Source organism: Paenibacillus sp. FW104-T2 (assembly GCF_058789975.1).
The window spans coordinates 1-14,320 of record NZ_JBYTCE010000021.1; the positions used below are offsets into that span (position 1 = coordinate 1).

The 14,320-nt window shown below is 43.5% G+C and carries 13 protein-coding genes; 10 read left to right on the top strand and 3 right to left on the bottom strand.

Annotated features, from left to right (window positions below):
- The first annotated feature begins 201 nt into the window (after positions 1 to 201).
- Positions 202 to 1,755 (top strand): acetamidase/formamidase family protein, encoded by a 1,554-nt coding sequence (locus AC3WQ3_RS22610; protein ID WP_492473631.1) that lies wholly within the window; start codon positions 202 to 204, stop codon positions 1,753 to 1,755.
- 76 nt (positions 1,756 to 1,831) lie between these two features.
- On the opposite strand, the gene AC3WQ3_RS22615 is transcribed toward AC3WQ3_RS22610, so the two are convergent.
- On the bottom strand, positions 1,832 to 2,278 hold the full coding sequence (locus AC3WQ3_RS22615; protein ID WP_127535846.1) for an Lrp/AsnC family transcriptional regulator: 447 nt from the start codon (positions 2,276 to 2,278) through the stop codon (positions 1,832 to 1,834).
- 326 nt (positions 2,279 to 2,604) lie between these two features.
- Here AC3WQ3_RS22615 and AC3WQ3_RS22620 point away from each other — a divergent pair, with 326 nt between their 5' ends.
- Complete coding sequence (locus AC3WQ3_RS22620; protein ID WP_336779984.1) at positions 2,605 to 3,351, top strand: SDR family NAD(P)-dependent oxidoreductase; 747 nt, start codon at positions 2,605 to 2,607, stop codon at positions 3,349 to 3,351.
- Positions 3,352 to 3,507: 156 nt separating this feature from the next.
- Here the strand turns inward: AC3WQ3_RS22620 and AC3WQ3_RS22625 are convergent, their stop codons facing one another.
- On the bottom strand, positions 3,508 to 4,287 hold the full coding sequence (locus AC3WQ3_RS22625; RefSeq protein WP_492473632.1) for a DUF817 domain-containing protein: 780 nt from the start codon (positions 4,285 to 4,287) through the stop codon (positions 3,508 to 3,510).
- A gap of 261 nt (positions 4,288 to 4,548) precedes the next feature.
- Between AC3WQ3_RS22625 and AC3WQ3_RS22630 the strand changes: the two genes are divergently transcribed.
- The 8 genes from AC3WQ3_RS22630 (at position 4,549) to AC3WQ3_RS22665 (ending at position 11,832) form a co-directional block, all read left to right on the top strand.
- Entirely contained in the window at positions 4,549 to 5,316 is a 768-nt protein-coding gene (locus tag AC3WQ3_RS22630; protein ID WP_492473633.1) for a hypothetical protein, read from the top strand.
- A 292-nt stretch (positions 5,317 to 5,608) separates the two neighbouring features.
- Positions 5,609 to 6,187, top strand: coding sequence for a hypothetical protein (locus AC3WQ3_RS22635; protein WP_492473634.1), 579 nt, complete (start codon positions 5,609 to 5,611; stop codon positions 6,185 to 6,187).
- A gap of 197 nt (positions 6,188 to 6,384) precedes the next feature.
- A complete protein-coding gene (locus AC3WQ3_RS22640) occupies positions 6,385 to 7,782 on the top strand; it encodes an ATP-binding protein (RefSeq protein ID WP_492473635.1) in 1,398 nt (465 codons plus the stop codon).
- Positions 7,783 to 7,929: 147 nt separating this feature from the next.
- Positions 7,930 to 8,274 carry a YojF family protein gene (locus AC3WQ3_RS22645; protein ID WP_095287272.1) on the top strand — a complete coding sequence of 115 codons (345 nt, stop codon included), beginning with the start codon at positions 7,930 to 7,932 and terminating at the stop codon, positions 8,272 to 8,274.
- 23 nt (positions 8,275 to 8,297) lie between these two features.
- Complete coding sequence (gene bshB2, locus AC3WQ3_RS22650; RefSeq protein WP_336779989.1) at positions 8,298 to 8,972, top strand: bacillithiol biosynthesis deacetylase BshB2; 675 nt, start codon at positions 8,298 to 8,300, stop codon at positions 8,970 to 8,972.
- 174 nt (positions 8,973 to 9,146) lie between these two features.
- Positions 9,147 to 9,578, top strand: coding sequence for a MarR family winged helix-turn-helix transcriptional regulator (locus AC3WQ3_RS22655; RefSeq protein WP_492473636.1), 432 nt, complete (start codon positions 9,147 to 9,149; stop codon positions 9,576 to 9,578).
- Between the two features lie 129 nt (positions 9,579 to 9,707).
- Positions 9,708 to 10,763: a YhgE/Pip domain-containing protein gene (locus AC3WQ3_RS22660; RefSeq protein ID WP_492473637.1), complete on the top strand. Its 1,056-nt coding sequence runs from the start codon at positions 9,708 to 9,710 to the stop codon at positions 10,761 to 10,763.
- A 232-nt stretch (positions 10,764 to 10,995) separates the two neighbouring features.
- Positions 10,996 to 11,832 (top strand): alpha/beta fold hydrolase, encoded by an 837-nt coding sequence (locus tag AC3WQ3_RS22665; RefSeq protein ID WP_492473638.1) that lies wholly within the window; start codon positions 10,996 to 10,998, stop codon positions 11,830 to 11,832.
- A 91-nt stretch (positions 11,833 to 11,923) separates the two neighbouring features.
- Here the strand turns inward: AC3WQ3_RS22665 and metE are convergent, their stop codons facing one another.
- A complete protein-coding gene (metE, locus tag AC3WQ3_RS22670) occupies positions 11,924 to 14,218 on the bottom strand; it encodes a 5-methyltetrahydropteroyltriglutamate--homocysteine S-methyltransferase (RefSeq protein WP_492473639.1) in 2,295 nt (764 codons plus the stop codon).
- Between the last annotated feature and the right edge of the window lie 102 nt (positions 14,219 to 14,320).

Sequence of the window (14,320 nt, forward strand, 5' to 3'; positions counted from 1 at the left end):
TCTTTATTCTTTTTATATATCATAAAATCTCGGGTGGATTTGTAAAAGTTAATATTATTAATATATTTCTATTGTTTTATTAAGAAAATAAATCAAAAAGTAATTATAACTTTATATTGTTAACTTTTAGATTGTCTGTTATACTTCGGTTCATAACAAGTTAACTAATATGACATGAGAAGATGACAGGAGGAGCTATGAATGGGAAATCGATTAAAATGGAAGGTTTTCGCTGCTTTATCCATTGGTTCACTGTTAATACCAGGTATGAATGTAGTCAATGCTGACATTGATCAAGTGTCCGTGAAGCCAAAGACACATGTTCTGAAGGCGAATTCCGAAAATGTCCGGTGGGGTAATATCGGCAAGGGTGAAGCAGTACTAACCGTCAACTCCGGAGATATCGTTACGGTGGATGCGATTACTCACCATTCCGGCGATGACTATGAACGAATGATCAAAGGTGACGCTGGCGTCGAAGATATTTTTCATTGGACCGAATCCGAGAAGACGGAAGCAGATCGTGGTCCGGGAGTACATATCATGACAGGCCCAATCGCGGTTGAAGGAGCAGAACCGGGAGACGTACTGGAAGTGAAGATTTTGGATATGAAACTTCGTCCTAATGGTAACGGCGAATATGCAGGGAAAACATATGGTTCCAACGTGGCTGCAAACTGGGGGTTTCTATATGGAGAGATGGAAGAAGAACCGGTGACACGTGAGGTTGTGACGATTTACGAAATGGATTCTGAAGGCGGTACCGATTACGCTAAGGCATTATATAGCTATAGATGGACTCCTCAAACCGATCCGGATGGAAATGTGCATCCTACAATAGATTATCCTGGTGTGGTAGTCGATCATACAACGGTGAAGGAAAATCACAATGTCCTGAAAGATGTTCGAGTGCCTGTTCGACTCCATTTCGGTACCATGAGCGTAGCTCCGAAGGAAGCGGATATTGTTGATTCGGTCCCACCTTCCTATTATGGCGGAAATATCGATGACTGGCGTGTTACGGAAGGAGCAACCATGTACTATCCGGTTTCTGTCCCGGGAGCGCTGCTGTCGATCGGTGATCCACACGCAGGGCAAGGAGACTCTGAATTAAATGGAACAGCCATTGAAACGTCTGTAACTGGAGATGTTCAGATTATTCTTCATAAAAAAGATAAGCTGGATAACAAATTAAAGTCATTAAACTTCCCATTGCTGGAAAATGAGAACGAGTGGGTGGTCCATGGTTTCAGCTACGCGAACTATCTTGAAGAACTGGGTGAGGATGCCCAGAAGGAAATCTTCGATAAATCTTCCCTCGACAAGGCGATGAAAGATGCTGCGCATAAAACCAAGGCTTTTCTAATGAGAGGCATGGAACTAACCGAAGACGAGGCTTACTCTTTAATGTCGGTAACTACCGATTTTGGAGTTACACAGGTAGTCGATGGAAACTGGGGAGTTCATGCAATTATTGACAAAAAGTTGTTTGGAGAAGCTGAACGAAAAATGACACCATTACGCAGCAGCTTTGAACAATTTGGTGCCAAGATTGAATGGGAGCCAAAAACGAAAATGGTTTCAATCCTGTATAATGGCAATACACTAACAGCGAAACTTGGAGAAACGAAGGCTTCATTCAATGGAGAAACCGTTAGACTGATTGCTCCTATTCAATTAAATGCCCAGAAGTCAGCAGAGGTAAGCGAGTACTTCGTCAATTTCTATCAAGCCAAGCTTTCCAAGACGAACTAACCCATTTCATAAAGCAATAATTCCTTCATATTAATAACAAGAACCGTTGGTCTTAATGCCTGACGGTTCTTGTTTTTTATATATTCAATCCATCCTGATTTTTGTGTCGTTTCATCAGAATCTGCGTTTCAGCACGGACGATACCTTTCAGCGAATATATGGATTCGTTCATGAATTGTTCCATCTCTTCAATACTCTCGACAAGAATATGTATATGGAGGATACAGGGGCCAGTCATTTCGTATAACACAGCGACTTTATCGTTATGTTTCAACGCCTCTATGATCTCATTCAAATGTGCTGGCTCCACTTCAAGCTCCAAATAGGCAGATATCTTTTTGCCGAGCTTTTCGGCGCTAATTACAATGGAGAACTGTTCAATGATTCCTTGATTGACAAGCCGGTCTATGCGCTCTTTGACGGCAACACCAGACAATCCAACCTCTTTAGCCAAATCGGTATAGGATATCCGGCTGTTTTGAGCCAGTCTTCGTAAAATATGACTATCAATTGAATCTAACATGAGTTTCACTCCTTTCCGCTTCATATTGTAACAGAAAAAAAGAAAGCCCGCCCGTGCGGGGTACATAATCCCTGAGATTTGGAACACACTAACAACCGTCGTGGGGTGAAGTGTCTCTGCTGAGTTGCTTCAATATTTCCGCTTACTATCACTCGGCATGTTAACTAGTAAATATATAGTAACTTGACAATACTCATTAAAAGGAATACGATTAATTGTGTTAAATAAACGACAAAACTTACATTATGACTAAATCATATGATTATGGTTACATATAAAATTATGTTAGTTTTGTCTAAAATTCAACAATTACTGGAGGAATCACCATGACTAATCTTAAAGACAAAGTTGCTATCATTACAGGCGGAGCTTCCGGAATTGGTTTGGCTACAGTAAAAGCCTTCTTGGATAAAGGATCGAAGGTTGTTATTGCAGATTATAATGAAGAGCACGGCAAAGCTGCCGAGCAGGAATTAAAACAAACATATAATGATGATGTCGTGTTCATCAAAGTTAATGTTGCCGACGAAAAACAAGTTGAAAACCTGGTAGCAGAGACAGTGAAGCAGTTTGGTAAACTGGATGTCATCTTCAATAATGCAGGCATTGGTGTTCAAAAGCCTTCACATGAATTAACGGACGAAGAATACAAACGTGTCATTGCAATCAATCAGGACGGTGTATTCTACGGTGCGAAATATGCGATCCGTGAAATGCTGAAAACGGGCGGAGGATCTGTAATCAGCACTTCCTCGATCCTGGGTTCTGTTGGTGAACCAACTTCCATGCCTTATGCGGCTAGTAAAGGTGCGGTCAACCAAATTACGAAATCACTCGCTCTGGAGTATGCGGATCGTAACATCCGCGTCAACGCAGTTGCTCCTGGATTTGTGGAAAGCGGCATGGTAAACAAAGAATCACTGGGTGAATTTTACGACGGCCTGGTTGCCAAACATCCGCTTGGACGTCTGGGTAAACCGGAGGAAATTGCTCACGCTGTTGTATTCCTGGCTGAAAATGATTTTGTTACTGGAACAACCGTCTTCGTTGATGGCGGATACCTGGCAAAATAAGATTCTAATAAGAAGAGGCTCCCTTAAAGGGAGCCTTTTTAATTTCTGTTATTTCAACTTCCGGGCGGAATCGTTAGAGTTGTTGTTATTGAGGAGTAAGCTTTAAGAAAGCTTTGCTGTCGAAATTCATCAGCTTGTATTTGTCAGTCTCAATACTTAGTTGGGGCCAGTGCTCGTTCGATTGGCTTTGACATATTTAAGCTGGGCGACAATGATGACGCTAATGATTACGAGCAGGAACCAGGAGCTGATTTTGCTGAAACTAACCAATTGCCAGGCATCGTGCTGGTCAGGGTACTTCCAGCCATTAAAAAATGTAGCAATATTCTCGGCAGCCCAGATGAAGAAGCCTACAATGACAAATGCGAGCGATAAAGGCATTCGATATGTCTTGGTCCGTACCCGGTAGATGATCCATGTTTTCCAAAATACGATAAAGACCAGAGCAGTCAGCCACCAACGAAAATCAGGAATGAAATGGTGGGTGAAGAAGTTGAGATAGATGGCTCCTCCGAGCAGAAAGGAGGGTGCAAAACCAGGCCATCCTGTCATGTCCATGCGTAATCTGCGCCAGATCTGACACATAAAGCTTGCCACACTCGCATACATGAAGCCGCTGTACAGCGGCACTCCAAATATTTTGGTGAATCCAGGCTCTGGATATGACCATGAACCCATGCTTACTTTGTACAGTTCAAGTACCAGGCCAATCATATGAAACACACATATGACTTTAATTTCGTCCAAGGTCTCCAACCCACTTCGGTACATGAGATATTGAACACCAAGCAAGATCAGTAGAATGGCATCATAGCGATGAAAGAATGGAACCTCGATCACGCTGGTGATGGCTAGGGTTCCGAAGATGGCCACAGGGAAAATGCAGCTCATCGCCTGATGATAGCCGAAATGCAACAATTGAACAAAAGCTTTCAAATCGGGAGATCTCCTTCCAGTACCTTGTTCTTAAAAATGATGTGGAAAACATGTTTCTCTTCTATAAGTACATATGTAGAGCTATCGTTAATCATACAGAGACGAAACCGAAGAAAAAAGAGAAATTAAATGATGAATCTCTTCTTGTTTTCGTTTAGGCATATACGTGTCAAATGACCTAAACTAGTTTAAATCTATATACAAAAGTTTCTTCATGAGGGAAAATTAGGATTTATACATATGAGAGAGAGGAAGATTAGGTTGAAGAAATGGCATTCCCCTTTATTAACATTCATGCTATTCGGATTACTTGTTGCTTGCGGAGGGCAAAAGGGGGTAACCCCGGAAGTGTACAAACAAATTCAGGAAGGCATGAGTCAGCCCGAGGTAGAAGAACTAGCAGGTCAGCCAGCTGAGAAAGAAACCAATAATCCCTATGATGTATGGATCTATGATGGACAAGATGGAATTGAACGAGGCGCAACAGTGCGAATTGAATTTTCCAAAGAGGATCTGGTTTTGTTCAAATCTCAGAAAAAGCTGTTTGAGGCTCCCACGGCCGAAGAGAAAAAATACACTCCGGAAGGAGAACTGAAGGAGTTCATCACCGCATTCAATAACCTTGTCATTCAAAATGAAGACGTGGAGTTCCTTCAGCCGATTTCGACGGAAGGCCTGGATTTCAAGAGAACAACCTTTTACGATGGACAAGGCACGATTATTACGGTATCCGACCCAGCAATGATCAATGATGCCAATCAATATTCGAACAAGATGCATTTTGAAATCGAAGAAGATGGGACATTAAACGAGATCTACTATATTGGTGCAGATCTTGAATATCCTGTTCTGGTGTTACATGCGCTGAACGTTAGTGAGGAAACCATTGATCAAATCCTGACAAGTTATAAGGACATTGATGTGGAGACGTTGGAAAGTAAAAGCTTTAACTTTAATGAGGGTCGCTATTCAATCGACGTTAAGAACGGGACACCACGAACGTTAGTTATGACCATGAATGACAAGTAACGCAGTTACGATAAGGAAAGCTGGTCCGGGCAATCTTGTTGTCAGGATTGTTATTTTTGGACAAAACATATGGCAATAATCTCCTGTATTAGACGGGCCGCCCCGTATGCTACAATTCTCAAATGTGCCAATTATTGCATTCATATTCTGGTATATAATATCTCTAGAAACGGCAGATGATCATTTGATTAAAAAAAATTCTAAGTTGGTCTGGATATTCGTAGTCCTTATTTTAATCCTTATTGGATTCTACAACTATCAACTCAATACGGCGAGAGAAGAATCGGAAAATTTGAAGAAACTTTACCAAGCGAAAAATAATAGTGGTTTTCTGACACTTTTGAGACAAGGACATTCGGTTATTCCCTTGGCCGAAACACTTGAGAAAATCAGCAAAGTAACCGATCAGGAAGATCCTGCTAAAGTGCAGAAGCTTATCGAACGGGCCAAGAGCCAAGCGGACGAAGCTACACAATTTCTGATTACGCTTGTAGAGTTTAGTGATAATTATGTGAACGATTCTACCCCTCAGTTTATGGTGAATCGAACAGTGATGACTTCCAAGGAGCAGGAGGATTTATTTATCCTTGCAATGCAAGCGGATGTATTCAGGATCATGTACGAAGTCAGTTACAGTTATTGGAAAGATAAACCAAAGCAAATCCCGCAGAAAACAAAAAATACGCTTGCTTCCATAGCCAAAGAGTTACAAGCCATGGATGTCACCCTTCTACAGTTCAAGGAAAAGGCCGCACACGAGATGGTATGGGGACAGTTTGCGACCACGGAGCAATTGAAGATTCTAACTATGAGAACAATGAAGCCTCATTTTGAGGAATTGATCAAAATCATGACAGAGTTCAGAGAATAAACAAGGACAATGTTATTGAAGGATATATGATGTCCAATAAGCAACAATAAGCAAAGATAGCTACGATACAAGTCGCCGATATGGCGGCTTTTTTTTCGATTACATCGACAGTTTCGTACTTTTTCCATAATAGATGTGACGTATGAATTTATATCCTTTATAGTAGAAAATAAAAGCAAGATCCGAGGAGTCCTTATATGAACAAACAAGCAGTACCGTTAAATTCGTTGACCAGTGTCACGGATGGAGGCCATATCATTTATTTGTTCGAGGATTTCGATCGTTATGTTGATAATGCGGTATCCTATATTCTAACGGGTATAGACCAAGGTCATCACATCTTATTGATAGAAGAAGCAGACACATATCATGATATTTATAACAAGCTTAACGATGTTATCTCTGGTGACCAGCTTCAGTATCTTCATTATGCTAACAACGTGGATTATTACGGATCACGGGGAGATTTTAGTTTTGAGCATATTCTCACTCATTTTCACCAAGTAATGGGAATGGTACAAGAGAATAACATGTCCATTCGTACGTGGGCCAATGTAATGACGTGGGGGGAGCATAGCGAGGACAAGATTCAGGGGAATTTGGTCAATTATGAGCGACAGACTTGCGGCGTAGTCCGTGAATACGGGATGGTATCTGTATGCGCATATAACGCATCCGCCATTTCTTCGTCCTTGCAGCTTAAGATGATGAGAGAGCATGAGTACATGATGACTGACGTGGAATTTGTGAAATCACCCTTATATAGCCATCTGTCTTCGGACGAGGTTGTATTCCCTTCCCTTTCAGTACAGAGGAGATTGCTTAACGAACAGAAGCATCTCTTAATCGAGAAGGAAGCCATGGAAATGGCCAACCAGGTGAAGAGCGAGTTTATAACCACGATGAATCACGAGATTCGGACCCCGATGAATGGCGTGATGGGAATCACGGATCTGTTGGCTGCAACCGATCTTACCAATAAGCAGAAGGAATATGTAGCCACACTGCAAAAAAGCGGGAAGTCTCTGCTGCGTATCGTCAATGATATTCTGGATTACAGCAAATTGGATTCAAATCATGAACAGCTCCTGAAGGAAGCCTTTAGCATCAGGGAAGCCGTAGCGGAGACGTTTGATATCCTTGGGGTTGGAATTCTGAATAAGAAACTGCAAGTTAACGTTTCCATTGATCCGGATATTCCAGAGATTCTGATTGGGGATGATGGAAGATTCAGACAGGTGATTCTTAATTTGCTGGGAAACGCCGTGAAATTCACGGATGAAGGTGACATTTCCTTGGAGGCCAGACTGCTCTCCATAGATGCTGGTAGGATCCGGCTTCAATGTACGGTCAGGGATACAGGGATCGGAATTCCTCAGGATAAACGGAGTCATTTGTTTATTCCATTTCACCGAGTTGATAACAGTGTTACTCGCCGGACGGAAGGTACAGGTCTCGGATTAGCGATATGTCATCGGATTGTACAGTTAATGAATGGTGAAATTACTATTGAAGCGGAAGATCTGACTGAGCGCGGGACCACAATTACCTTCACTGCGGAATTTGATAGTTATACAGCATTAGGAATGCAATAAATCTTTTACTTAGAGGCTCATTTAGAAGATATATTAGTGCTCACTGATGAATATAAGCGGTCAGTTGATTTCGAATTGTTAATTCTCCATGGACATATGGTAAAATGGATGAAGTATTTATCTTTCAGACCACATAAGGAGATCACTATGCAACTTATACAACCTCAAGATGTCCAAGCCCGGCTCAATGGTTTCATTGATCAGGATCTATACTTACACCTCGAAATGACGACAGGTGCGTACGCCAATCACTACGATAGTACACGTCACCCTGCTTCGGCTTTCATTTCCAATGCGGCCATTCGATACACACAGGGATCCATTTCAGGCACGAACCCATACCGGGTAGGCTTAAAAACGACGACGGGTTGGGTTTATGCGGAAGGCCTTACCCATATTGATGAAAATGAAAAGGATCGACTGATTTTGGCGGGTCATGACAGCCAGGGGAAATTGGTTGTGGCCTTTCAACTTAGTCGGGAGAGTTTCTGATGGAAGCGGAGGATCGAAACAGCATGAACAATAAATCATACGAAAATGAACGCATTTTGGTAATATATCCCCATCCTGACGACGAGGCTTTTTCCGTTGCCGGAACGCTCGCAAAATATATTGATGGCGGTGCGTACGTTACGTATGCCTGCCTGACTTTAGGCGAGATGGGCCGCAATATGGGCATTCCGCCATTTGCGAACAGGGTCACTCTGCCTGCCATCCGCAAGGTGGAGCTCGAAGAGTCTGCTCAGGCGATTGGTATTCATGACTTGAGAATGCTTGGTTTTCACGACAAGATGATCGAATTCGAGGATGCACATCTGCTTGATAGCCGCATCATGGATTTGATAGAGGAACTCAAACCAACCATCGTATTTACCTTTTATCCAGGTTATAGCGTGCATCCCGATCATGATGCTACGGGTGCTGCAGTCATACGGACGATTTCCCGGCTGCCGGCAGAAGAGAGACCCATCGTATATTGTGTTGCTTTCTCCAAAAACCATGAGCAAGCCATCGGAAAGCCAGATGTACATGTTGATGTAAGGGGATATCTGGAGCAAAAAATGGGAGCCATTCAGGCTCACCGTTCGCAATTTCAGGCTGCAGAGCTTGTCGGTAACCGGAAATTGGATGATGAAGAAATCCAGCGCAGATTCGGCAGAGAAGCATTCTGGACGTATCGCTTCGAGTAAATAGCTTCCCCTACCAACGGAAGAACAGCGGGCCGCCTTCAAGGCGGCTTTTCATTTTTAAACGAGAAAAACGTATGGCTCAGAAACATTAGATTGACAAAGGTTCAAATTAAGGATATTCTTCTTAAAGATTATTAATAGGCTATGCTAGTATCTCGGGGAGGGCTTAACCTGATGACAACTCATCAAGACAAAGATCCCATTGGATTGCTATTATCCAGAACTTATTTTGTCCACAAAAAAAGAGTTACCCATCTACTGCAGGATTACGGCATAACACCTGAACAATATGGGATGCTCGAACAGCTGTATCAGAACGAAGGCATTACACAGAAGAAGTTATCCGAACTCCACGGTAAAGATCAAACAAGTGTCGGCAAGACATTGGAGCGGTTGGAACATAAGGATCTTATTATTCGAAGCACCGATCCTGTTGATCGGCGAGCCATCCTGCTGCGGCTTTCCGAGGAAGGGAAAAAGCTTTATTTACAGGTAGTTCCTCTGATGAATGATATGGATCAGTCATTGAGGGAGTTAATTACCCCGGAAGGGGCAGAACAACTTGCCGTACTGCTCAACAAAATTTATGAAGGAATCTCCAGCTGATTCGTCAGCTGACTTTTTTTGTGGATATACATGCATAGCCTATTATATGTTAGCCTATTAATTTGAAATTGGAGCCATATCCAAGAAGGAGAGAAATACATGTCTGTTTTTTCAGTATTAAAAGATTTTATGAGGATTCTACAAACCAAAATTGGATTGGTCTTTGCTTTGGTCGTTCCATTGATATTCACCATTGTCTGGTTGACGGGATACAACGGAGCAACGGAACGAGTGGACCAACTTAAAATAGGTATTATTAACTTGGACGGAGCGAATGGACAGAGAATAGAAAAGATCATTCAGGAAACAGTCCCTTTCAAAACAGAAAACTATTCATCTCTTGAGGAAGCTGAGCAAGTCATGAATGATGGGGATATTGGTATGATCGTAAGCATTCCTGCCCAATTCGCTGCGAACCTGGACAAAGGGGAAGGACAATTAACGTATTATGTCAATCAGGCAGCTTCGGAAGTTTCCAGATCCATATTGGAAGGATCAGCTGAAGGGATATCTACCAGCGTAGGTGCTCAGCTATCAGGAATCGTTCAAAAAGAAGTAGTCACGACAAATGTGGTCAAGTCTAACAACATCACCAATTTTGCACTCAGCATGCTGCCCATGATCCTTGGGTTTATCACATATATCGCAGTGATGACCATGAATATTCAATTGAATCTGTCAACCATGATCCTAAGTCACAAGTACGACCGATGGAAAATTTTCTGGGCCAGACAGCTTCTGTTATTGATGGTGTGTATCGTAGCGCCTCTCATTATAACGACTGTAGCCATGTTGTTTGTCACACCTGTCGCTTCCTTCTGGGAAATGTGGGGATTCCATATTCTCGTATACATCGCCTGCGTATGCCTGACTCAAATGTCATTTGTGTTATTTGGTGGATTGGGCGCACTGTTCAACGTAGCCTTGATTCCTTTCCAGCTCATGACAGCAGGCAACATTATCGCAACCGAAATGCTCACACCATTCTATCGTCATATCGGGGATTTCCTGCCTGCATCCAACGCTGTCCGGGGATACGTCCGACTTATCTATAGCGGAGCAGCAGTGACTTCAATCGTGATTAATCTTATTTTGATTGCACTGGTTACATGGGGAATAAGCTGTGCACGTATGGCTTTGCATAGAGCACCAGCACCTGGCGTTGCAAACACTAACGCTCATTAAACATGACAAGCAATATATACGAACAGAAATAAGAATATGTTTGCATGATAAGTCGCCTTGCAGGCGGCTTTTTTTGCTTGAATGACAGGTGTCATTTCAAAGGTTTTTCACTGTATTCAGTTCAAATGGCATACTCCATCTAATTCTTGGGTACGATTGACAATTAACGTTTACATATGTAACATTTAAATAGTAACAAACAAAAATATAATAACTAACGGAGGGATTTTCCTTGGCTAAAGTAAATGTAGGCGAAGAGAATGCACAACCAATTGAACTGTATTATGAAGATCATGGCGCGGGAAAACCCATCATCCTTATTCATGGATGGCCATTGAGCGGACGATCCTGGGAGAAGCAAGTACCTTCCCTGATCGGAGCAGGCTACCGTGTTATAACGTATGACCGTCGTGGCTTTGGTCAGTCTTCCCAACCTTGGGATGGTTATGACTATGATACCTTTGCTTCGGATTTACATAAATTGATTCTGCACCTTGATCTGCATGAGGTTACACTGGTTGGGTTCTCCATGGGAGGCGGCGAGGTAGCTCGCTATGTGGGAACTTACGGAACCGAACGTGTTTCCAAAGCCGTATTTGCGGGAGCAGTTCCTCCTTATCTCTATATAACTGAAGACAATCCTCAAGGTGGATTGGATGATGCAACGATTGCAGAATTCCAAAATGGCGTAAAAGGGGATCGTCTGGCATTCCTGGAAGGCTTCACTACTAACTTTTTCGCCGCAGGAGACCGTAAGGACCTTGTGAGCGAACCGTTCCGTATCTATAACCGGGACATTGCAGCTGTGGCTTCTCCTAAAGGGACATTGGATTGTATCGCTGCCTTTGCTCTTACCGATTTCCGTCAGGATCTGGAGAAATTCAGTATTCCGACACTGGTTATCCATGGTGATTCCGATGCTATCGTTCCGCTCGAAGTGAGCGGACAACGTACACATGAATCGATCCCTGGCAGCCGTCTGGTGGTTGTAGAAGGTGGGCCACACGGATTTAATGCGACTCACCCTGAACAATTTAATGCAGCATTGATTGATTTTTTACAGGGTTAAGTTTAACTGGACTGAAGGCTTCTGAAAAAAAGCAAGAAATGAAAAGAGCAGGACACTCCATATGAAGGAGGGGCGTCCTGCTCTTTTTAATTTAAACTGCTTTGATGGCATGATGTTGTTCACGTGCGATTTGGGTCGCTTGAACCATGTTGCGCAAGGAAGCGACCGTTTCTTCACGTCCACGGGTTTTCAGGCCGCAATCGGGATTAATCCAGAACAGCTTGGGATCCAGCACACGCAGGGCGCGCTCAATCATGGTTGTCATTTCTTCCACACTCGGGATACGAGGACTATGGATATCGTACACACCAAGCCCTATGCCGAGTTTGTACGTATTCAATTCAAAGCTGTGAATGAGCTCGCCGTGACTTCGTGATGTTTCTATGGAGATGACATCAGCATCCATGGCTTCAATGGAATCGATCATGTCATGGAATTCACAGTAACACATATGGGTATGAATTTGCGTTGTATCTTGTACCGTACATGTGGAGATGCGGAAAGCTTTGACCGCCCAGGCCAGATAATCAGCTTGCTCATTTTGCTTGAGTGGAAGGCCTTCACGAACAGCAGGTTCATCCACCTGGATCATGCCAATACCCGCCTGCTCAAGGGCTTCCACTTCCTGTCTGAGTGCATATGCCAGCTGATAAGCAATGTGCTCACGCGGAATATCATCCCGGACAAAGGACCAGTTCATAATGGTTATCGGTCCGGTCAGCATGCCTTTTACCGGTCGCTGGGTCTGTGACTGAGCGTACTTGGTTTCTTCAACCGTCATTGGCTGAACGAACGCAACGTCACCGAAAATGATCGGTGGTTTTACACAACGGGAACCATAGGATTGTACCCAGCCATACTGAGTGAAGGCAAATCCTGCGAGTTTCTCACCGAAGAATTCCACCATATCTGTACGCTCAAACTCTCCGTGAACGAGGACGTCCAGTCCGATCTCTTCCTGAATTTGAATCCAAGCATCAATTTGCTCGCGAATAAACTGGGCATATTGCTCGTTGCTCAACTCACTCTTGCGCCATAGCTGCCGGGTCTTGCGTACCTCTGCAGATTGAGGAAAACTGCCGATCGTAGTTGTCGGAAAAAGAGGCAGATTCCATTTTTCCTGCTGAGCAATATGACGTTTAGCGAACGGGAGAGAGCGCACTGGCTCTTGTATACGCAATGCTGCAACAGCCTGCTGCACGTCAATGCGATTACGTTCCTGTGACTGCTTAAGAGGCAGCAGCGCCTCATCTGCTTTATCAATCGCCTCCAGAATGTCGGCATGTCTTGATGTGCATGCTTTTGTTAGAAGAGCAATTTCCTTCAGCTTCTCATCTGCAAAGGCGAGCGAGCTCTTGAGCGCAGGATCGAGGTTCGACTCGCGTTCTGTTGTAACAGGCACATGCAGCAGACTGCAGGACGATTGCACAATTAAATGTTCAGGTGCGACCTGTTCGATCAGCTCATCAAGCAGGGACAATTTCTCTTGAAGTGAAGCCTTCCAGATTCCACGACCATCAATAATGCCTGCGCCCAAAATCTTGTCAGCCGGGAAGCCTTTAGTTTTAATGGATTTCAGATTGCCGGAGAGCCCTTGGACGAAATCCAGTCCGATTCCCTGTACCGGAAGGCTTATAATGTCGCTATAATTCTCCACAGATTCAAAGTAAGTTTGCAATAGAATGTTCAAGTTAGGGACTGCGTCTGCAAACGTCGTATAGATGTTTTGCAGAAGCTGTAAGTCATCCTTGCTTAATTCGGTAACCAGAACAGGTTCGTCAATCTGAACCCACTGTACACCTTCTTCTGCAAGTTCCCGAAGCACCTGCGTGTAGAGTGGAAGCAAACGTTCCAGCCAGGCTTCCGTCTCGGATTTGTCGTAACCTTTGGAGAGCTTCAGGAAGGTTAAGGGTCCAACGATCACCGGCTTGCCTTCAATCCCGAGCTTTTCTTTGGCTTCGCGGTAAGCGATAAGAGGTTTATTTTCGGTAAGTGCGGGAGTTACGTCATTTAGCTCTGGGACGATGTAATGATAGTTAGTGTTGAACCATTTCGTCATTTCGCTGGCTGCAGCGTCCTTGGTGCCTCGTGCGATGCCATAATACACCGACAAAGGAACGGCCCCGCCATCATATGTAAATCGTTTGGGAACGATACCGAACATCACGGCAGTATCAAGAATGTGATCATAATAACTGAAGTCGTTGACTGGAATAAGATCAATTCCTTGATCATGCAGCTTGCGCAAATGGCCTAACCGGATCTCCTGTAAACGGGTGTGAAACGTGATTTCATCCAGTTTGCCCGACCAGAAGGCTTCCAGAGCTTTTTTCCATTCCCGATCAGCGCCAATTCGCGGGTAACCCAATACACTGCTTTTAGTCATTTACATAACCCCTCTTCAAATGTGTTACAGAAAAGTTATCACAGTTGTGAAGTTATAACGTAATTCCATTAAATTATATCTAGCTATAGCCTGAGACTATAT

Excerpts from the sequence above, each read along its gene's own strand:
- AC3WQ3_RS22610 (WP_492473631.1), top strand. The coding sequence starts at position 202 with ATGGGAAATCGATTAAAATGGAAGGTTTTCGCTGCTTTATCCATTGGT.
- AC3WQ3_RS22615 (WP_127535846.1), bottom strand. The coding sequence starts at position 2,278 with ATGTTAGATTCAATTGATAGTCATATTTTACGAAGACTGGCTCAAAAC.
- AC3WQ3_RS22620 (WP_336779984.1), top strand. The coding sequence starts at position 2,605 with ATGACTAATCTTAAAGACAAAGTTGCTATCATTACAGGCGGAGCTTCC.
- AC3WQ3_RS22640 (WP_492473635.1), top strand. The coding sequence starts at position 6,385 with ATGAACAAACAAGCAGTACCGTTAAATTCGTTGACCAGTGTCACGGAT.
- AC3WQ3_RS22645 (WP_095287272.1), top strand. The coding sequence starts at position 7,930 with ATGCAACTTATACAACCTCAAGATGTCCAAGCCCGGCTCAATGGTTTC.
- bshB2 (WP_336779989.1), top strand. The coding sequence starts at position 8,298 with ATGAACAATAAATCATACGAAAATGAACGCATTTTGGTAATATATCCC.
- AC3WQ3_RS22655 (WP_492473636.1), top strand. The coding sequence starts at position 9,147 with ATGACAACTCATCAAGACAAAGATCCCATTGGATTGCTATTATCCAGA.
- AC3WQ3_RS22660 (WP_492473637.1), top strand. The coding sequence starts at position 9,708 with ATGAGGATTCTACAAACCAAAATTGGATTGGTCTTTGCTTTGGTCGTT.
- metE (WP_492473639.1), bottom strand. The coding sequence starts at position 14,218 with ATGACTAAAAGCAGTGTATTGGGTTACCCGCGAATTGGCGCTGATCGG.